Source organism: Clostridium sp. 1001271st1 H5 (assembly GCF_005845215.1).
Classification (GTDB): Bacteria; Bacillota; Clostridia; order Lachnospirales; family Lachnospiraceae; genus Enterocloster.
On the sequence record NZ_SPHO01000003.1, the window covers coordinates 68150 to 87202 of the forward strand.

Here is a 19053-nt window from a genome sequence, read left to right on the forward strand (position 1 = left end):
ATGGCGCAAAATGAAAACAGAGATACAAACATAAATACAAACACAGATACGGACACAAACGCAGACATAAACACAGACAAGAGCAAAAAAGAAGTGCTGGTTAAGGCCGACCATGTGAAGGTATATTTTAAAGGCAAGGATAAGAAGTCCGGGGCAGTGAAGGCTGTGGATGACGTAAGCTTTGACATTATGAGAGGCGAAACCTTTGGCGTGGTCGGGGAGAGCGGCTGCGGCAAGAGCACCCTGGGCAGGACCCTGGTCCGGCTTATAAAACCAACAGAGGGCCACATTTACATGGGCGGCACTGACATAGCAGGATTAAAGGGCGCGGATTTGAAAAGGATGCGCAGGAAGGTCCAGATTATTTTCCAGGACCCTTCCGCCTGTCTTAACCCCAGGCGTACTGTGCGCCAGATTCTGATGGAACCCTTTGAAATCCACGGAATGAAGGGAAGGATGGATGTGGAGGCCCGCATCATGAAGCTTCTTAACCTGGTCGGTCTGGATTTGTACTGTCTGAGCAGATATCCCCATGAGCTGTCCGGAGGACAGAAGCAGAGAATCGGCATAGCCAGGGCGCTGGCTCTGGAGCCGGATATCATTATCTGCGATGAGGCTGTATCGGCCCTGGATGTGTCGGTGCAGGCCCAGGTACTGAACCTGCTTCAGGAGTTAAAGGAAAAACTGGGTCTGACCTACTTCTTCATTTCCCATAACCTGAATGTGGTCTATCAGGTCAGCGACCGGGTGGGGGTTATGTACCTTGGAAATATGGTGGAGATAGCTGATTACGATAAGCTGTATGAGAAGCGTTACCACCCCTATACGGAGGCGCTGCTGTCAGCCATCCCCCAGGTGGACCAGAATGTGAAAACAGAGCGCATCCACCTGGAAGGAGAGGTGCCCAGTCCTTCCAATCCGCCTTCCGGCTGCCGGTTCCATACACGCTGCAGCAAGGCGTGCGACAGGTGCCGCCAGGAAGTGCCGGAACTAAAGGAAGTGACGGAGGGGCATTTTGTGGCCTGCCATCTTTATTAGGAGACACTGCAATAAGGAAACACTGCAATAAGGAGACACTGCCAGATAACTGGCATCTCAATAAACAGAACAGTTCAGACGATTTGCGGCTGAACTGTTGCCAATAAACCTAGAGGAGGTCTATTATGAAAAAGAAGTTATTGACTGCTGCTCTGTGCCTGGCGGTTTCATTTGCCTTAAGCGCATGCGGCGGCAATGGAACGGACGGCACACAGGCCGGCAGCACAGACGCGGCAGCAGAGGGAGCTTCACAGGCATCCGGTTCCAATACGGTTGTAGTAGCCATGGGCTCCGGATTTTCCACCCTGGACCCGGGGTATGTATATGAGAAGTATCCGCCTCTCATTGTCAATGCATGCTATGAGAACCTGTTTAAGTTCTACAGCAATGACAGTGCGCCGGAGCCCTGTCTGGCTGATACCTATGAATTTTCAGATGACGGCCTGACGCTGACCGTTAAGCTGAGACAGGATGTGACATTTGCCAGCGGCAATCCCATGACAAGCGCGGATGTTCTTTTCAGCATCAACCGCTGCAAGAACCTTCAGGGAAATCCATCCTTTATCTGCGACACCATTGAGAGCATGGAGGCGCCGGATGATTACACGGTGGTATTCCATCTGACCCAGGCGGACAGCGCCATTCTGTCCAAGCTGACCTACAGCTCCACGGCTGTTTTAGACAGCGCGGTTGTGAAGGAGCACGGCGGCACGGACGCAGAGGACGCATCCTCCGCTGATACGGCACAGTCCTATCTGGATTCAGCCAGCGCAGGTTCCGGCATGTATGTGATGACCAGCTATATTCCGGACCAGGAAGTGGTGCTGGAAAAGAACCCTAATTACTGGGGAGAAGCAACCAATGTTGACAAGTTTATCATTAAGATACAGCCGGATGCAAACACACAGATGATGACATTGTCCGGCGGGGATATTGATGTGGCCATGAACATGACGGACGACACCATGTCTGAGCTGGAAGGCGCTGAGAATATTTCAATTATCAACGGAGCAACCAAGACCGTTGGTTTTGTGATGATGAACATGGATGAAGCCTACGGCGGCCCTGTATCCAATCCGCAGGTCCAGAATGCCATCCGCAAAGCCCTGGATTACACTGGCATCCAGACCATCTGCGGCAGCGGCACCATCACTCCTTATGACATCATCCAGGTGGGATTCATGGGAAGCAAGGGCGAGAGACCGGCTGACTATACGAATCTGGAGGAAGCAAAGGCATTGCTGGCAGAGGCCGGATATGCAGATGGATTTGACGTGGACCTGACCGTGACAGACCTGGATATGGAGGGAATCCTTCTGACAGACCTGGCCCAGAAGATTAAGGATGACCTGGCTCAGGTGGGAATTAACGTAAACATCGTTTCACAGCCATGGGCGGCCGGATACGGCGATGCTTACCGCGACGGAACCCTGGGCTTTACGGTTATGTACTGGGGAACTGATTATAACGACCCCAACGTGCAGCTGGAATTCCTTCCGGGCGGCGTTGTAGGAAAGAGGGCCGGATGGAGCGCGCAAATGGACCCGGAGCTGGCAGCCATGTATGAAGAAACCATGTCTGCAACGGACAACGATGAGCGTATCGCGGTTCTGGAGAAAATCCAGGACGCCATGTATGAGTATGGACCATTCATTATGGTAGCCCAGGCGCCGTCCCACATCGGCTATAACACCAGGCTGGAGGGCGTGGCCATATCTGACCCGTATGCACTGGACCTGACTTTGATTCATGTAAAATAATGATTGCATATACGGAACTGTTATGCGGGCAGGCGGATTTCTTCCTGCCCGCTGGTACCGTAAACAACGCTTTGGTGCCCCAGGCAATAACCGGGCAGGTATTGCCGTGAACGCTCATCCTAAGGGATATCGTTGACGGGAATATCTGTGTGAAACAGCAATCGCAATACAAATTTGGATTGAAACATAAGAAAAGAGAGGTATCGTATGGAACAGCTGAAATTTATAGGAAAGAGACTGGTGTATCTGGTAGTCATGCTGTTTGGTGTCGCCACCCTGGTTTTCATACTGACAAAGATGATACCGGGAGACCCCACCGTTGCAAACTTAAGCCAGAGAGCCCTGAACGACCCGGAAATCGTGGCTGCCTACCGGGCAAAATACGGCCTGGACCAGCCCCTGCCCGTGCAGTATATTCTGTACATGAAGAATCTCCTGCAGTTTGACCTGGGGACTTCCATGCGCACAAACAAACCTGTGCTGTCAGAGCTGGCCAGGTGTTATCCGGCCACCATTGAGCTGGCCCTGTTTGCCATTGTCATTGCAGCTATTCTGGGCGTTCTGTTCGGCATTATTTCCGCCATCAGGCGAAACAGTATCCTGGACCAGATAGTCCGGGCCATATCCGTTACAGGCGTCAGCATCCCCAGCTTCTGGTTTGCGCTGCTGGTATTGTATTTCTTCTATTACAAGCTGAAGCTGTTTCCGGGTCCGGGCCGCCTGAGCAACGCCTTTACGGCTCCGGCCACGGTCACGGGCATGTATGTGATTGACAGTCTTCTGGAGGGAAATATACCCAAGGCACTGGACGCTGTCAGCCATCTGCTTCTTCCGGGAACCGTGCTTGCGGCGTTTACCATGGGTCTGATTACCAGGACAGCCCGTTCCAACCTGCTGGACGTCATGTCCACGGACTATATCCGCACTGCAAAGGCAAAGGGCCTGTCAAGGCCGGGACTGATTATCCGCCACGCCCTGGGCAATGCCCTGATTCCCGTACTCACTGTAATCGGCCTGGGCCTGGGCAACCTGTTAGGCGGCATGGTGCTGGTGGAAACCATCTTCAACTGGCCTGGCGTGGGACAATTTGCCTACGAGTCCGTGCTTTCAGTGGATTTCCCATCCATCATCGGAGTGGCCCTGCTGATTGCCCTGAATTACATGGTCATCAATACAGTGGTGGATATATTATACGGAATCATAGACCCGAGAGTGAGGTGCAGCTGATGGTACAGTCTTTAAAAAGGTTATTTAAATCCAATTACCTGTTTACGCTGGGCGTGATTATCTGTCTGGCGTGGATTGCGGCAGCCATCCTGGCGCCGGCGCTGGCGCCCTATGACCCCATTGTGCAGGATTTGGGGCAGCGGCTGAAAGCGCCGTCCGCAGAGCACTGGTTTGGCACGGACAACTTTGGCAGGGATATTTTCAGCCGTGTGCTGTACGGAGGCAGGTACTCCCTGCTGGCAGGCTGCCTTACCGTTGTCATAGCAGGATTTATCGGCACGTTTTACGGTGCCATAGCAGGCTATGTGGGCGGCTGGGTGGACAATGTGATGATGCGTTTTTCTGAGATGATATTGTCCTTTCCTTCCCTGATTCTTGCAATGATTATCAATGCAGTTATGGGTTCCAATTTGTTCAATACCATGTTTGCCCTGATTGTGGTGGCGTGGCCCACCTATGCCCGTATGATGCGCAGCGTTGTGCTCAGCGTAAAGGAAAATGAATATGTGGCGGCTTCTGAGGTCCTGGGCGCCTCCAGAATCCGAATCCTGATGAAGGAGGTCATTCCCAACAGTATCAGTTCGGTACTCATCATGGCCACCACAGATATCGGCAATCAGATTCTGATGTTCTCTACCTTAAGCTTCCTGGGACTGGGTTCTGCGCCGCCTACGCCGGAGTGGGGCATGATGGTTTCGGATGGAGCTGATTATTTTAATAAGTTCTGGGTGGCAGGATTCCCGGGACTGGCAATCTTTACAATGGCTGTAGGAGCTAATTTTATTGGTGATGGTCTTCGCGATTTGCTGGACCCCAAGCTGAGAAAACAGTTTTAAAACAGGAGGAAGTTATCATGAAGCAGAATCGAGTGGAGCGTATCATGGAAGCCCTGAAGGAGATGGGGCTGACGCAGATGCTGATTGTGGACCCCATGTCCATTTACTATCTCACAGGCGTGTATGTGGAGCCCTTTGAACGGTTTTACGCCCTTTATCTGAGGGAAGACGGAAAGCATGTGTATTTCCTGAACAACCTGTTCACTGTGCCTGAGGATGTGGGCGTGGAGAAGGTGTGGTATTCAGATACGGACCCGGCGGCGGAAATCGTGGCCGGTTATCTGGATAAAGAAAGTCCCCTGGGAGTTGATAAGGATTTAAAGGCCAGGTTCCTGCTTCCTCTCATGGAGATGGGAGCTGCTGCGGGCTTTGTCAATTCCTCCATTGCCGTGGACAGGACAAGGGGCGTGAAGGACCAGGAGGAGCAGGAAAGGATGCGTACTGCCTCCGATATCAATGATAAGGCCATGGCACGGTTCAGGCAGCTGATTCACGAAGGGGTCACGGAGCGTCAGGTTGCGGACCAGATGCTTAAGATATATACGGACCTGGGGGCGGACGGATTTTCCTTTGAGCCGCTGGTGGCCTTTGGCGCCAATGCGGCTGACCCCCATCATGGACCGGACAACACGGTCATAAAGCCGGGGGACGCAGTACTCTTTGACGTGGGCTGCATCAAGGACGGGTACTGTTCCGACATGACCCGCACCTTCTACTTTCAGCGGGCCAGTGAGGAACACCGCCGTATCTATGATATTGTCCGCAGCGCCAATGAGACAGCCATCTCCAAAATACGTCCGGGCATCCCTCTGTGCGAGCTGGACAAAACGGCCAGGGACCTGATTACGGAGCAGGGATACGGACCCTTCTTTACCCACAGGCTGGGACATTTCATTGGGCTGGGAGAGCATGAGTTCGGAGACGTGTCCTCTGTGAATACCCAGAAGGCAGAGCCGGGAATGATATTTTCCATTGAACCGGGCATCTATCTGGCCGGGGATACAGGGGTCCGTGTGGAGGACCTGGTGCTGGTGACAGAGGATGGATGCGAGGTGCTCAACCACGATTCCAAAGAATTTGAGATAATCGGTTAATCTGTGGTGTACCGGGAGGAGATATGAATATAATTGCGGCTATGGGATGGGAGGCAGTGCCATGAATCCGGTGGCTGCTGTGAGATGGGAGGCGGTATTATGAATCCGATTGCAACATTACATATGGCCAACGGCAGAAAGATTGTCATAGAGCTTTTGCCGGAGTCAGCGCCAAACACAGTGAACAGCTTTATCTATACAGCTTTAAGGGGTTACCTGGACCACCATGCCATTGAGCGGATAGTGCCGGGAAACTGGGTGGATGTCAGCTACACGGCTTTTGGGAAAAAGGAATGCCGGTATCTGATTCCCAATGAATTTGAACTGAACCCGGATGTGGCTCCGCTGGATTCCCATCCGGGAGCCGTGTGCATGGGCGGTTACGGCGAGGCAGGACTGGCAGGCTGTGAGTTTTTCTTTCCTCTAAGGGACTGTCCGGAGCACAAGGGCGTTTATCCTGTGTTCGGCCGTGTTCTGGAGGGCATGGACGAGATATACCGTCTGGAAAAGGTGGAGACTGTCCCTGTGGATGATTTCCCCATAGAGGGCGTGGAGGTCAACCGTCCGGTGAGACCGGAAATCATTGAACGGGTGGAGCTGGAGCTTTACGGAAGGGTTTATCCGGAACCGGTAAGGGTCAGGGAGCCGGAGCTGCCGGAATGCTGGATTTCCGCTCAAAAATAACCAGGAATTGGCCATAAAAAATATTGCAAATCCTGTTTTTTTATGATATACTATGTAAGCTGTCTAATTTGACGGCAGTTTTAGCGTCTGCGTGAGTCAGAACCTTACGGTGAGGGCGTGTTTAACTTAGTTATTGCTGATATCTGTGCGTTCTGGTGACGGTATGGGACCGGCTGCCTGTAATGTACAGAGACAGATTGGCATACACAGGCCGCGGTCGGAAACCGCAAATAATATCAGAGAGGTGAAAATCATGAAAGAAGGAATCCATCCAAGTTATTACCAGGCAAAGGTTGTCTGCAACTGTGGTAATGAGTTCGTAACAGGTTCAACAAAGCAGGACATCCACGTTGAGGTTTGTTCTAAGTGCCATTCATTCTACACCGGACAGCAGAAGGCTGCCCAGGCTCGTGGACGTATTGATAAGTTCAATCGTAAATATGGCATGAATGCTAACTAATAAGCAAAGAGATGAGGGTTGAGCTTGGGAGCAGGCTCAGCCCTTTCTGAATTCATGGGAAATCATGGAAAGAGGGTTTCTTTTTCGTACAACAGAAAGGTTAATGGGATGAAATATTCAGGAATTGGTGGTCAGGCCGTAATCGAGGGTATTATGATGCAGAACGGCAATGACTACGCCATTGCAGTCCGCAAGCCGGACGGGGATATTGAGGTGAAAAAGGATACCTATTTGAGTATGACCAAGAAGCATAAAATCTTAGGTCTTCCCTTTGTCAGAGGTATTTTCAGTTTTATAGATTCCATGGTAGTGGGCATGAGGGCCCTGACCTGGTCCTGCAGTTTTTTTGAGGACGATGAGGAGGCAAAGCCCGGTAAATTTGAGGCGTGGCTGGATAAGGTATTTGGCGAAAAGCTGGAGAGCGCCCTCATGACATTGGTAATGATAATTTCCTTTGTTATGGCAATCGGTATTTTTATGGTGCTGCCCCTGTTTATTGCCAATATATGCAGGGGGTTCATCCGCTCCGATACAGTGATGGCCGTACTGGAGGGCGTTATCAGGATTGTGATTTTTATCGCTTATATCAAGCTGGTATCCCGCATGGAGGATATCAAGAGGACCTTTATGTACCACGGCTCAGAGCATAAGTGCATCAACTGCATTGAGCACGGGCTGGAGCTTACGGTTGACAATGTAAGGGCAAGCTCCAAGGAACATAAACGGTGCGGCACCAGCTTTATCATGATTGTCATGGTTATCAGCATCCTGTTCTTTATGGTCATCCGGGTGGATACGGTCTGGCTGCGCGTTGTGAGCCGGATTGCGCTGATTCCTGTGATAGCAGGGGTGTCCTATGAGTTCCTGCGTTTTGCGGGACGCCATGATTCCAGGCTGGTCAATGTGCTCAGCCGTCCCGGCATGTGGATGCAGGGACTGACTACCACGGAGCCGGATGACAGTATGATAGAGGTGGCCATTGCGGCAGTGGAGACCGTGTTTGACTGGCGGGCTTACCTGGATGAGAATTTTCCGGGCTGGCAGGAAGGCGGGCACCATGGCGGCAATCACAAAGACAAAGGCAATGACAGTGAAGGAGCAGTAAAACATGACCATGCAGCAGCTGCTGTGGCAGGGTGTTCAGGAACTGAATAAGGCCCAGGTGCCGGATCCGGAGCTGGATGCCAGGTACCTGCTTCTGGAGGTGTTCCATCTGAGCCTGGCATCGTTCCTGGCCATGAAGGGCAGGGAAATGCCGCCGGATGAGGGAACCGTGGAACGCTGCCGGGAGTTTATGAAGCTCATAGAAATAAGGGCCGGACGGACACCGCTCCAGCACCTGACCGGGACCCAGGAGTTTATGGGATTTGAGTTCCTTGTAAACCAGCATGTGCTGATTCCAAGGCAGGACACGGAGACACTGGTGGAGCTGGTCCTGGAAGAACAAACGGACAGGGAAAAAAGCATACTGGATATGTGTACCGGTTCCGGGTGCATTGCCCTCAGCCTGGCTCTTATGGGCGGATACCGTCATGTGGCTGCCCTGGACGTGTCGGCAAAGGCCCTTAAGGTGGCAGAGCAGAACCGTGACAGGCTGCTGGGCGGTTACCAGGGCGTGTTTGAACTAATCAGGAGCGATATGTTCTGTGCTCTGGAGCCGGACAGGACCTTTGATATCATTGTATCCAATCCGCCTTATATCCCCAGCCGGGTTATTGAGGACCTGGAGCCGGAGGTAAGGGACCATGAGCCCAGGATTGCCCTGGACGGAAGTGCGGACGGGCTGACATTTTACCGCATACTGGCAGAAGAAGGGCAAAACCATCTGACCAAGGGCGGAAGCATCTACATGGAGATTGGATATGACCAGTCGGAGGCAGTGGAAGGGTTGTTTGTGTCCCGGGGATACAGGGACGTCAGAACCTTTAAGGATTTGGCCGGACAGGACCGTGTGGTACGGGCCGTCCGGTGAGAGCAGGCTGGTGAGAGCGTCCGGCAGGAGCCGCCCGGCGAGGACCGGATGGTAAGGGGCGGATTGGGAGATAACACAGGGTAACAGGTTAATGTAGTGGTTGTAATTGGAATAATCGCAGGAGCAGGAGATAGATATGTTTGATAAGCTGGATGATATGTTGATTCACTATGAAGAATTGATGCTTATGCTGGGTGACCCGGATGTGACCCAGGACACAAAGCGTTTTACCAGACTCATGAAGGAGCAGGCTGACCTGGCTCCTATTGTGGAAGCCTATAAGCAGTACAAGCAGGCAAAGCAGGATGTGGAGGACAGCCTGGCCCTGTTGGAGGAAGAGAACGACGAGGAGATGCGTGAGATGGCCAAGGAAGAGCTGTCCGACGCCAGGAAACGGATTGATGAACTGGAGCATGAGCTTAAGATTCTTCTGCTTCCAAAGGACCCTAACGATGACAAGAATATCATCCTGGAAATCCGGGCAGGCGCAGGCGGCGATGAGGCAGCCCTGTTTGCAGCTGAACTTTACCGCATGTATACCAACTATGCGGACAGCCAGCGATGGAAGGTGGAGATTGTCAGTCTCAATGAAAACGGCATCGGCGGTTTCAAGGAAGTGGTTGCCATGGTTACCGGAAAGGGCGCATATTCCAAGCTTAAATATGAGAGCGGGGTGCACCGTGTCCAGCGTGTGCCTGAGACGGAATCCGGCGGCCGCATCCATACATCCACTGCAACGGTGGCCGTTATGCCTGAGGCCGAGGAAGTGGATGTCCAGATTGACATGAACGACTGCCGTATCGACGTCATGCGTGCATCAGGCAACGGCGGGCAGTGCGTTAACACAACGGACTCCGCAGTGCGTCTGACCCATATTCCTACGGGAATCGTTATTTACAGCCAGACAGAGAAATCCCAGCTTCAAAACAAGGAAAAGGCATTCCGTCTGCTGCGTTCCAAGCTCTATGACATTGAGCTGGAAAAGCGCCAGAGTTCAGAGGCAGAGGAGCGCCGCAGCCAGATTGGCACCGGCGACCGCTCTGAGAAGATACGTACCTACAACTTCCCCCAGGGCCGTGTGACAGACCACAGAATCAAGCTGACGCTGTATAAGATTGATTCCATTATGAACGGTGACATTCAGGAACTGCTGGACAACCTGATTGCGGCCGACCAGGCGGCAAAGCTGGCAAAGATGAACGAGGCGATTTAATGTGTGACGGGGACAGGCTGGAGATTCCAAATGCCTGAGAGGAAAAACCTCACAGAAGATGTATAACATGAAATCGACACAATAGGACCCGGCCGGGTAACTGAGACATGCTCAGGTATTGGCCGGGTCTGTTTTGTTGCCGGTTACGGCCGGATGTGCGCCTGAAATAAAACAGCCGTATATTGTATCCGGCCATGGTTTTAGTATAATGATATCAACGTAACTTTTTATATATTTTTTGTAACGATTCCGGGCCACGGGACACTAATTAACAGAAGGAGGAAATACGTATATGGATTCCATGGAAGAGATTTATAAAAAGCACGGAAAAATGATATATGGTTTTCTCTTGACCAGAACCCAGGACCCCGGCCTGGCGGAGGAGCTGACCCAGGAAACCTTTTACCAGGCAGTGAAACATATAGGCAGGTATAAGGGAGAGAGCAGCATATCCACCTGGCTCTGCGGAATCGCAAAAAATCTGTGGCGGGATTATCTGCGCAGGCAGAAACACCATGTTCCCCTGGAAGAGGCAGACCAGGTACCTGTGGAATCCGCAGAGTCCCAGGCCATATCCCTGTGGGATAATGTGCAGATACTGAGGCTGATTCATGGTCTGGAGGACCCTATGCGGGAGGTTATGTACCTCAGGCTGGTGGGAAACCTGACCTTTGGCCAGATTGGCGAAATCATGGGGCGCAGCGAGAATTGGGCAAGAGTAACCTATTACCGCGGGAAAGAGAGAATCGTGAAGGAGGCAGGAGAACAATGAAACACAGGATACCATGTGAAATCATTCAGGATTTAATGCCCATGTATGTGGACGGCCTGACGTCCCAGAAAACGGACCGCGAAATCAGGGTCCATCTGGAGGAATGCGGCAGCTGCAGGGAAATGTATGAGCGGATGAAAACCGAGATGGAAGGAAATGCATCCCGGACATCAGATAAAACACCGGAAATTGATTATCTGAAAAAGGTGAGAAGGAGAAATGTAAGAAATGTGGTTCTGGGCGCTGCCGGGGTGTTCCTGATTATGGCGGCTGCATTTTTTATGAAGCTGTTTGTGATAGGCTATCCCACGGAGTCATATGTGGTCACCTATACGGATGTCAATGGGGGACAGGTGGATGTGGGAGGAATCATGATTGATTCAGCCTCTGTTTACAGGGGATATAAGCTGGTGCAGCAGGATGACGGAACGCAGAAGCTGGTCATTTACTCCTGCCTGCCCTCATTCTGGAACAGGAACGGTGTATTTAACCTGGAACTTAAGCTTCCGGGCGGGGGACAGGATTTGGATATAAAGGGCGCTACCGTCAAGAGCAATGGAACCGTGGTCAGCAGTCTTGCAAATGAGCTGTACAGGGCCAGGAATCCATATATAGGGGATGCCTCGGCAGACGGAACGCTTTCAGGCACCCTGGGGATTTCCAGAGAGCTGGGAAGCTTTAAGAATGAGCTCCAGACCTCCGGCCAACCCTATGGGTGGACCCTTAACTTTGAGGAGAGTACGTCCAACTCAGCCGTGTTTGAGGAACGCATGAAGGCATATGCCTGTGTGCTGATAGCCCTGACTGACAACCTGGGCCAGGTCAGCTGGAATTACACCGTGGAGCTGGAACAGGGGCCGGCAGGGCGGCATGGCTCCATTACGGAGGAGGAGTGCGGGGAAATGGCCGGCGCTCCTGTGAAATCATTTGCAGACAGCCCGGAGGGAATTCAGAGGCTGATTGAGCGCCTGGGTATTGCGGATAAAATGTAACAGTTCAGGCGGATAAAATTTCCGGCTCCGGGGCTGGCTATTGGAAGCATGATTTGGTACAATCAGAATAGGAAACGGACAGGGGGACAAATCCCCGGACGCAGGGCACCGTTGTGCCGGAAGTGATAAAAGATATGGCAAAAAGGGGGTGTACAGCATGCAGTCGCTTTCCTCATTCATGAATACCATCCGCTTTAATTTTCTATATATAGATAAATACTCGTTCGGAAGGACCTGGACCTATCCTGAGAGCGCCATACCGTACAATATGCTGCGCTATATCATTGACGGAAGCGCTGAGTTTGTGGTGGATGGGGAGACGGTTATTGTAAAGAAGGGTCAGGTGTCTTATATACCGGAGGGCTGCTGGCTGTCGTGCAGGGCGCTGGAGGATACATTTGCATTTTACAGCATCCGCTTCACCACATCTGTGTTTTATGAGGGCGCTAATTTCCTCAGGGAGTACTATAACTTCCCTCTGGTGATGGATGTGGGGGAGGGAATCGGGTCTTATTTCAGCGATATCTACAAGTGGGTGCGAACGGACAAAAAGTCGAAGGCGTTTCACGTAAGAGGCGCCCTTGATACGCTGATTGCCAGCCTGATTGATATTTTGAATTCCGATGAGCCCGATGATGTGAAGGCGGAAATCAACGGACTGGAGTACAACCTGGAGCAGATACGCAAGCGGGTGAAGAAATCCACGGTCCAGACCGACCCCAGAATACAGACCGTTATTGACTATATCATGCTGAATCCGACAGAGGAGTATACCTCAGATAAATTAAGCGGTATGGCAGAGGTGGCAGAGACAACCTTCCGGCGCCTGTTTAAGGAGGCCACAGGGAAAACCGCCACGGAGTTCATACGCCAGGTGCGCCTGACCACGGCGGCCAGACTGCTGCTGGTGTCCAATAATCCTGTGAACTGCATTGCCCACGATGTGGGGTTTGAGGACGCCAATCATTTTACACGGGTATTTAAGCAGGCGTTTGGAATGACGCCGGGCCGGTATAGGAAGATGTCTCAGGAGTAGGGGAAGGAACACAACGGAACCAGGCCGGGACAGCGGTACCAGGACAGCGGGGCCGGACCAGGACAGCGGTACCAGGACAGCGGGGCCGGATAAGGACAGCGGTACCAAAAAAGAGAGAGGAAGGGTGGCTGGATGGAACAAATCAAGGTATGGACAAAGCAGCATGAAAATGTGCTGAAGGAGCTCAATGAAACCGGCAGATACATTGCCAGGCGGGAGTATATCCGCAGCGACCTGCAGGAACACGCAGGACTGGTGCTGGAGGCATATGACTGGCTGGTGAGGCACAGTCCGGATGCAGCCCGAAGGCCGGAGGATGTGCAGTATCCGGTATGGGTTTCTTTTACCAGCGAAGCGGTTATGCTTCCCAGCCCGGGAACCGTCATACTGGAGCTGACCCTGGATCCGGCCTGCATTACCTCTGTCAATATAGAAAAATGGGGAAGCATCCTCAATTATTCCTATATTCCAAAGGATGAGGAGGATGCCAGGCGCCATCAGGATAGGATGGAGCAGTATGGCGTAAGCGATGCCAAGGCTTACATGTCCCAGTTTTATCCCCACCTTAAGCGGGAAATCATTGCCAGCTGGGACCGGCTTTTTGATGACAGCGTGATTCTGGGGAACGATTCGAAATATGGAAATATATGGGAGATAAGAAAAGAATGGGTGACACAGGTGATAGAGTAATTTTATACGCAGCACAGGCGGAGGCAGTATTAAAGGCCATAGAGAGAGACGGCCGCTGTTTCTCGCGTGAGGAATACGTGCGCAGAAAGTATGGGGAAAGCGGTCCCATTTTCCTGACTGTCTACAAATGGTTTGTAAAGGAGGCAGTGAAGCTGGTTCCAATGCCCCAGGGGGCTGAGTTCCCCTATTGGTCCTTCATGAACCTGTACAGTCTGGACCAGTCTGCGGGAACCAGTACACTGACGCTTTCCGTTCCCAGGGATGAGGCTGTGTTTTTTGATATGTATGACTGGAATAAGATTTTGTGCCTTAAATATCTGGGAGAAGATGAGGCGGATGAAAAGGCGTTCCAGGCATATTTAAAGCAGTTAGGGGTCAGGGAGATGGATGCAGTGCTCACTGGTTTTTACCCGGATTTGAAACAGAAAATCATGGGCAGCTGGCCCAGGCTGTTCCGTCATCATGCGAAGATACGGGCAGGAGAGGAATCCGGGGCAAAAAGCGTCCAGGCAGCCCTGTGGCAGATTAAGAAAGAATGGATTGTGCCGGAGGGGCAGAGACAGTAGGACTGGATGCAGGGATAAGAAGCAGGATATGAAACAAGGTTAAAAATAAGATAAGAAACAGGACAAGAAACAGGAGGACAGGTATCCGGAATTAGCTTCCGGCCCTGTCTTTTTAATGTTTTAATATGGGATATGGCCAGCCCCCGGCTATACCCCGGCCAGTTCCCGGCCTTCCCCCGGCTAATTTCCGGCTGTAACCCAACTCATCTGATTCAAAACAAGACAAAAAAATAGTTTAATAGTCGTTTTGTGCTATTTTAAGTTGTCCAGAATGTTGAAATGCATAAAGAAAACCAATATAATACCAATAGAAACAGCAAAATGACGAACGGAAATAATTCAGAAAAAAGGAGAAATGATATGAAAAAGAGTCATGTAAGTTTAATTCTAGCAGCAGCACTTGCAGCAGCCCTGCTGGCCGGATGCAGCGGTTCCGGGTCATCCTCGGATGGTTCTGCTTCCAAAGAAGCAGCAGGCCAGACCCAGGCGCAGGCGGCGGCCCAGGATGGAAATGACAGCGGGACAGAGGGCCCCCTTTCCGGAGAGATTACCTTCTGGCATTCATTTACCCAGGGACCAAGGCTGGAAACCATACAGAAAGCGGCTGACAAGTTCATGGAAGAGAACCCGGACGTGAAAATCAATATTGAGACATTCTCCTGGAATGACTTTTACACCAAGTGGACCACCGGACTTGCATCCGGCAATGTACCTGATATGAGTACAGCCCTTCCGGCCCAGGTGGCGGAGATGATTAACGCAGACGCCCTGACGCCCATCAATGACCTGATTGACAACATTGGCCGTGACAAATTTGCAGAAGCAGCCATTTCCGAGGGCACGATGGACGGCAATAATTACTCGGTACCCCTTTACAGACACGCACATGTGATGTGGATTCGCAAGGACCTGCTGGAGAAGAACGGGCTGGAGGTTCCAAAGACCTGGGATGAGCTTTACGACACAGCCAAGGCCCTCACAAAGGACGGCGTCTACGGATTGTCCTTCCCATGCGGCACCAATGACTTCCAGGCAACCTTTTTCCTGGATTTCTATGTGAGAAGCGGGGGCGGCAGCCTGCTGACCGATGACCTGAAGGCTAACCTGACCAGCGACCTGGCCATTGACGGCATCAACTACTGGCTGAAGGTGTACAATGACTGCTCGCCTAAGGATTCCATTAACTTTGATGTACTGGATCAGGCAACCCTGTATTACCAGGGCAAGACCGCATTTGACTTTAACTCCGGCTTCCAGATTTCAGGCGTTGCGGCCAACTCGCCGGACCTGCTCCAGTATGTGGACTGCTACCCGGTTCCAAAGATTCATGAAGATAACCCGGATGAGGGAATCATGACCACCAACACACCTATGGTGGTATGGAAGGCTTCCAAGCATCCGGAAATCTGCAAGGCATTTATGAAAACCCTTTATGACGAGGATACATACGTGGAATTCCTGCACGCGACACCGGTGGGCATGCTTCCTGCCATCAAGGGGATTGCCGACACAGATGCATACAGGGATGACGACACCATCAGGCAGTTCACCCATGCTGAGGAAGTACTGACTGCGGCAGCTGATATCGGCACTGCATTCGGCTATGAGCACGGCCCCAATGTCCAGGCCGGAATCATGCAGAACAATCATGTGATAGAAGATATGTTCCAGGATATCATTACCAACGGAACGGATGTAAAGACTGCTGCGAAAACAGCAGAAGATAAACTGAACGCACTGTTTGAGACAGCTGAATAAGCCGTCCGGGAGCGTGTCTGAAAAGGCGGATGCATTTTTGAGACACGCTCTAATACTGAGAAGGAGGAGGAAATCTTGGGGAAGAAAAGTTATACAAGATGGTTGTTCGTACTTCCTGCAATCGTCATTGTAATCGCATTATTCATATATCCCATCTGTTCCAGCATCGTATACAGCTTTACAAACAAGAACCTGATTAAACCCGCCTATAAATTCATTGGCCTTAAGAATTATGCCGAGGTGCTGAAGGACAGCGGCTTCTGGCTTTCATTTTTCAATTCCCTGAAATGGACGGTCCTGTCCCTGGTGGGACAGATAGGAGTGGGGTTTACCGCTGCCCTGGCCCTGAAGCGGATTAAGGTGTGCAAGGGCGTTTACAAGACCCTTCTCATCATCCCCTGGGCCTTTCCCTCCATTGTCATTGCATTTTCCTGGAAATGGATTCTCAACGGAGTGTACGGCTTTCTGCCCAATATTCTGGTGAAGCTGGGTATCTGCCAGGTGGCTCCCCAGTTTCTGACCAGCGGCACACTGGCTTTTGTCAGCCTGGTGCTGATAAATATATGGTTCGGAGCGCCCATGATAATGGTCAACGTGCTCTCGGCCCTGGAAACAGTCCCAAAGGACCAGTATGAGGCTGCCCAGATTGACGGGGCCAGGCCCTGGCAGTCCTTCTACTATGTCACGGTGCCCCATATCAAGATGGTGGTGGGACTGCTGGTGGTCTTAAGGACTGTGTGGATTTTCAATAACTTTGACCTGATTTATCTGATTACAGGCGGCGGGCCTGCGGGCACCACCCAGACCATACCGCTCTATGCCTACAATATGGGCTGGAGCACCAAACTCATCGGACGCTCATCGGCAGTGACCGTGCTGCTGTTTATATTCCTGATGATTATATGCGGCATTTACTTTGCGGTCATAAACAAGTGGGAAAAGGAGGACAGTAAATGAAAAAGTGTAAAGCAGGAAACGTTATCAGCCATATATACCTGATTATTCTGACCCTTATCTCCATATTCCCGCTGGTATGGATTATCATTTCCTCCCTGAAGGGCAAAGGAGAGCTGACGGGAAATCCCACGGCTTTCTGGCCTAAGACATGGACGTTTGATTATTATACCCATGTTATCAATGACCTTAAGTTCTTTGTGAACATCAAGAACAGTATCATCATTTCCCTGGTAACCACCCTGATTGCCATTACAGTGGCGGCGCTGGCAGCTTACGGAATCGTCCGGTTCTTTAAGCGTCTGGGGTCAGCCATGTCCAAGGTGCTGGTGACAACCTACATATTTCCTCCCATCCTGCTGGCCATTCCCTACTCCGTGGTCATGGGAAAGCTGGGGCTGATTAACACAAGGATTGGCCTTGTTATTGTGTATCTGTCCTTCTCCGTGCCTTATGCGGTGTGGCTCCTGACCGGATTTTTCAGGACAGTGCCCCTGGAAATTGAGGAAGCGGCCAGAATCGACGGAGCCAATAAAATGCAGACCTTTGTCCAGGTGGTGCTTCCGCTGGTGGCGCCCGGTGTGGTGGCCACAGCCATTTACACCTTTATCAATACCTGGAACGAGTTCCTGTACGCGCTGATTTTAATGAACAATACCAGCAAGATGACGGTTGCGGTTGCCCTGCGCTCCCTGGACGGAGCCGAGATACTGGACTGGGGCGACATGATGGCTGCCTCTGCCCTGGTGGTGCTTCCCTCTGTCATATTCTTCTGCCTCATACAGAATAAGATTGCAGGGGGCATGTCGGAGGGCGCTGTAAAGTCCTGATGATTTTAATAGAAAGGTAAAAGGTGCTATATTTTATGGAAACTATAACAGGTACCATTGGATACGGCGTGGTGGGCTCCGGCTACTTTGGGGCGGAGCTGGCACGCATCATGAATACAAAACAGGGGGCGCAGATACGGGCTGTCTATGACCCTGAAAACGGGGAGACGGTGGCGGCTGAGCTGGGATGTGATGCTGAGGGCAGCCTGGAGTCCCTGGTATCCAGAACGGATATACAGGCCGTGATTGTGGCCACTCCCAACTATCTGCACAAGGAACCGGTGCTGGCCGCTGCCAGGCATGGACTCCATGTGTTCTGTGAAAAACCGATTGCATTAAGCTATGAGGACTGCCGGGAAATGGTGGATGCCTGCCAGGACAACCATGTGGTGTTCATGGCCGGCCATGTGATGAATTTCTTCTGTGGTGTGAGAAAGGCCAAGGAGCTTATCGGGCAGGGCGTTATCGGGGACATCCTCTACTGCCACGGGGCCCGCAATGCATGGGAGGGTACCGGGGCCTCAGAAACCTGGAAAAAGACCCGTTCCAAATCAGGAGGCCACCTGTACCATCATATCCATGAGCTGGACTGTGTCCAGTTCCTTATGGGAGGCTGTCCTGAGACAGTAACCATGGCAGGAGGCAATGCAGCCCACAGGGACAGCCGGTTCGGGGATGAGGACGACATGCTGTTCATCACCATGGAATATCCGGGCAGGCGCTACGCAGTCCTGGAGTATGGCTCCGCCTTCCGCTGGCAGGAACATTACCTGCTGATACAGGGAACCAGGGGAGCAATTAAAATTGACATGTGCAATTGCGGCATGACTCTTAAAACCGGGGACAAGGAGGAACATTTCCTGGTTCACCGCACAAAAGAGGAGGACGATGACAGAACCCGGATTTACAGGGAAACAGAACGGGACAACGGCAACCAGTTCGGAAGGCCGGGGAGAAAGCCCTTCCTGTGGCTTCAGGGCATCATGGACGAGGAGATGGAGTTTTTTAACAATGTGCTTCACGGCGCCCGGGTGACAGACGAGTTCCTGCCCCTTCTAACCGGAGAGGCTGCCAGGAACTCCATAGCCACGGCAGACGCCTGCACCCTGTCCCTTAAGGAGGACAGGAAGGTAAGACTCAGCGAAATCATGAAGTGAAAAATAGGATTGGT

The 19053-nt window shown here is 51.8% G+C and carries 19 protein-coding genes; all 19 read left to right on the top strand.

Translation table 11 applies throughout. The features are described from left to right. The 19 genes from FGS84_RS05390 to FGS84_RS05480 all read left to right on the top strand — a co-directional run bounded on the left by FGS84_RS05390 (position 1) and on the right by FGS84_RS05480 (position 19039). Positions 1–1038, top strand: coding sequence for an oligopeptide/dipeptide ABC transporter ATP-binding protein (locus FGS84_RS05390; protein ID WP_243129866.1), 1038 nt, complete (start codon positions 1–3; stop codon positions 1036–1038). Between the two features lie 125 nt (positions 1039–1163). Beyond that, on the top strand, positions 1164–2798 hold the full coding sequence (locus FGS84_RS05395) for an ABC transporter substrate-binding protein (protein ID WP_138306656.1): 1635 nt from the start codon (positions 1164–1166) through the stop codon (positions 2796–2798). Positions 2799–3005: 207 nt separating this feature from the next. After that, a complete protein-coding gene (locus tag FGS84_RS05400) occupies positions 3006–4025 on the top strand; it encodes an ABC transporter permease (RefSeq protein WP_138306657.1) in 1020 nt (339 codons plus the stop codon). Then, positions 4025–4861 carry an ABC transporter permease gene (locus FGS84_RS05405; protein WP_138306658.1) on the top strand — a complete coding sequence of 279 codons (837 nt, stop codon included), beginning with the start codon at positions 4025–4027 and terminating at the stop codon, positions 4859–4861. The genes FGS84_RS05400 and FGS84_RS05405 overlap by 1 nt, the downstream gene beginning before the upstream one ends. A 17-nt stretch (positions 4862–4878) precedes the next feature. After that, positions 4879–5955 carry a Xaa-Pro peptidase family protein gene (locus FGS84_RS05410; RefSeq protein WP_138306659.1) on the top strand — a complete coding sequence of 359 codons (1077 nt, stop codon included), beginning with the start codon at positions 4879–4881 and terminating at the stop codon, positions 5953–5955. 99 nt (positions 5956–6054) lie between these two features. Further along, positions 6055–6639: a peptidylprolyl isomerase gene (locus tag FGS84_RS05415; RefSeq protein WP_138306660.1), complete on the top strand. Its 585-nt coding sequence runs from the start codon at positions 6055–6057 to the stop codon at positions 6637–6639. 253 nt (positions 6640–6892) lie between these two features. Next, a complete protein-coding gene (gene rpmE, locus FGS84_RS05420) occupies positions 6893–7099 on the top strand; it encodes a 50S ribosomal protein L31 (RefSeq protein ID WP_002568352.1) in 207 nt (68 codons plus the stop codon). Positions 7100–7207: 108 nt separating this feature from the next. Beyond that, positions 7208–8254 (top strand): DUF1385 domain-containing protein, encoded by a 1047-nt coding sequence (locus FGS84_RS05425; RefSeq protein ID WP_138306661.1) that lies wholly within the window; start codon positions 7208–7210, stop codon positions 8252–8254. Then, positions 8208–9071, top strand: a complete 864-nt coding sequence (gene prmC, locus FGS84_RS05430; protein WP_138306662.1) for a peptide chain release factor N(5)-glutamine methyltransferase — start codon at positions 8208–8210, stop codon at positions 9069–9071. Before FGS84_RS05425 ends, prmC begins: the two co-directional genes overlap by 47 nt. 136 nt (positions 9072–9207) lie before the next feature. After that, positions 9208–10284 carry a peptide chain release factor 1 gene (prfA, locus tag FGS84_RS05435; protein WP_138306663.1) on the top strand — a complete coding sequence of 359 codons (1077 nt, stop codon included), beginning with the start codon at positions 9208–9210 and terminating at the stop codon, positions 10282–10284. Positions 10285–10576: 292 nt separating this feature from the next. After that, positions 10577–11056 carry a sigma-70 family RNA polymerase sigma factor gene (locus tag FGS84_RS05440; protein ID WP_138306664.1) on the top strand — a complete coding sequence of 160 codons (480 nt, stop codon included), beginning with the start codon at positions 10577–10579 and terminating at the stop codon, positions 11054–11056. Beyond that, positions 11053–12048, top strand: a complete 996-nt coding sequence (locus FGS84_RS05445; protein WP_138306665.1) for a DUF4825 domain-containing protein — start codon at positions 11053–11055, stop codon at positions 12046–12048. The genes FGS84_RS05440 and FGS84_RS05445 overlap by 4 nt, the downstream gene beginning before the upstream one ends. A gap of 157 nt (positions 12049–12205) precedes the next feature. After that, a complete protein-coding gene (locus FGS84_RS05450; protein WP_138306666.1) occupies positions 12206–13084 on the top strand; it encodes an AraC family transcriptional regulator in 879 nt (292 codons plus the stop codon). A gap of 132 nt (positions 13085–13216) precedes the next feature. Further along, on the top strand, positions 13217–13774 hold the full coding sequence (locus FGS84_RS05455; protein ID WP_138306667.1) for a DUF3841 domain-containing protein: 558 nt from the start codon (positions 13217–13219) through the stop codon (positions 13772–13774). Beyond that, positions 13750–14340, top strand: a complete 591-nt coding sequence (locus tag FGS84_RS05460) for a DUF3841 domain-containing protein (protein WP_138306668.1) — start codon at positions 13750–13752, stop codon at positions 14338–14340. Before FGS84_RS05455 ends, FGS84_RS05460 begins: the two co-directional genes overlap by 25 nt. 360 nt (positions 14341–14700) lie before the next feature. Beyond that, positions 14701–16098, top strand: a complete 1398-nt coding sequence (locus FGS84_RS05465) for a sugar ABC transporter substrate-binding protein (protein WP_138306669.1) — start codon at positions 14701–14703, stop codon at positions 16096–16098. 75 nt (positions 16099–16173) lie between these two features. Next, complete coding sequence (locus FGS84_RS05470; protein ID WP_138306670.1) at positions 16174–17055, top strand: sugar ABC transporter permease; 882 nt, start codon at positions 16174–16176, stop codon at positions 17053–17055. Next, on the top strand, positions 17052–17882 hold the full coding sequence (locus FGS84_RS05475) for a carbohydrate ABC transporter permease (protein WP_138306671.1): 831 nt from the start codon (positions 17052–17054) through the stop codon (positions 17880–17882). The genes FGS84_RS05470 and FGS84_RS05475 overlap by 4 nt, the downstream gene beginning before the upstream one ends. Positions 17883–17917: 35 nt before the next feature. After that, positions 17918–19039 carry a Gfo/Idh/MocA family oxidoreductase gene (locus tag FGS84_RS05480; protein WP_138306672.1) on the top strand — a complete coding sequence of 374 codons (1122 nt, stop codon included), beginning with the start codon at positions 17918–17920 and terminating at the stop codon, positions 19037–19039. Positions 19040–19053: the final 14 nt, after the last annotated feature.

What these genes read in the sequence shown, in the direction of transcription:
- rpmE (WP_002568352.1), top strand. Translation starts at nt 6,893, where the DNA reads ATGAAAGAAGGAATCCATCCAAGTTATTACCAGGCAAAGGTTGTCTGC.
- FGS84_RS05480 (WP_138306672.1), top strand. Translation starts at nt 17,918, where the DNA reads ATGGAAACTATAACAGGTACCATTGGATACGGCGTGGTGGGCTCCGGC.
- FGS84_RS05450 (WP_138306666.1), top strand. Translation starts at nt 12,206, where the DNA reads ATGCAGTCGCTTTCCTCATTCATGAATACCATCCGCTTTAATTTTCTA.
- FGS84_RS05475 (WP_138306671.1), top strand. Translation starts at nt 17,052, where the DNA reads ATGAAAAAGTGTAAAGCAGGAAACGTTATCAGCCATATATACCTGATT.
- FGS84_RS05465 (WP_138306669.1), top strand. Translation starts at nt 14,701, where the DNA reads ATGAAAAAGAGTCATGTAAGTTTAATTCTAGCAGCAGCACTTGCAGCA.
- FGS84_RS05390 (WP_243129866.1), top strand. Translation starts at nt 1, where the DNA reads ATGGCGCAAAATGAAAACAGAGATACAAACATAAATACAAACACAGAT.
- FGS84_RS05415 (WP_138306660.1), top strand. Translation starts at nt 6,055, where the DNA reads ATGAATCCGATTGCAACATTACATATGGCCAACGGCAGAAAGATTGTC.
- FGS84_RS05425 (WP_138306661.1), top strand. Translation starts at nt 7,208, where the DNA reads ATGAAATATTCAGGAATTGGTGGTCAGGCCGTAATCGAGGGTATTATG.
- FGS84_RS05395 (WP_138306656.1), top strand. Translation starts at nt 1,164, where the DNA reads ATGAAAAAGAAGTTATTGACTGCTGCTCTGTGCCTGGCGGTTTCATTT.
- prmC (WP_138306662.1), top strand. Translation starts at nt 8,208, where the DNA reads ATGACCATGCAGCAGCTGCTGTGGCAGGGTGTTCAGGAACTGAATAAG.
- FGS84_RS05405 (WP_138306658.1), top strand. Translation starts at nt 4,025, where the DNA reads ATGGTACAGTCTTTAAAAAGGTTATTTAAATCCAATTACCTGTTTACG.
- FGS84_RS05460 (WP_138306668.1), top strand. Translation starts at nt 13,750, where the DNA reads ATGGGTGACACAGGTGATAGAGTAATTTTATACGCAGCACAGGCGGAG.
- FGS84_RS05410 (WP_138306659.1), top strand. Translation starts at nt 4,879, where the DNA reads ATGAAGCAGAATCGAGTGGAGCGTATCATGGAAGCCCTGAAGGAGATG.
- FGS84_RS05440 (WP_138306664.1), top strand. Translation starts at nt 10,577, where the DNA reads ATGGATTCCATGGAAGAGATTTATAAAAAGCACGGAAAAATGATATAT.
- prfA (WP_138306663.1), top strand. Translation starts at nt 9,208, where the DNA reads ATGTTTGATAAGCTGGATGATATGTTGATTCACTATGAAGAATTGATG.
- FGS84_RS05400 (WP_138306657.1), top strand. Translation starts at nt 3,006, where the DNA reads ATGGAACAGCTGAAATTTATAGGAAAGAGACTGGTGTATCTGGTAGTC.
- FGS84_RS05455 (WP_138306667.1), top strand. Translation starts at nt 13,217, where the DNA reads ATGGAACAAATCAAGGTATGGACAAAGCAGCATGAAAATGTGCTGAAG.
- FGS84_RS05445 (WP_138306665.1), top strand. Translation starts at nt 11,053, where the DNA reads ATGAAACACAGGATACCATGTGAAATCATTCAGGATTTAATGCCCATG.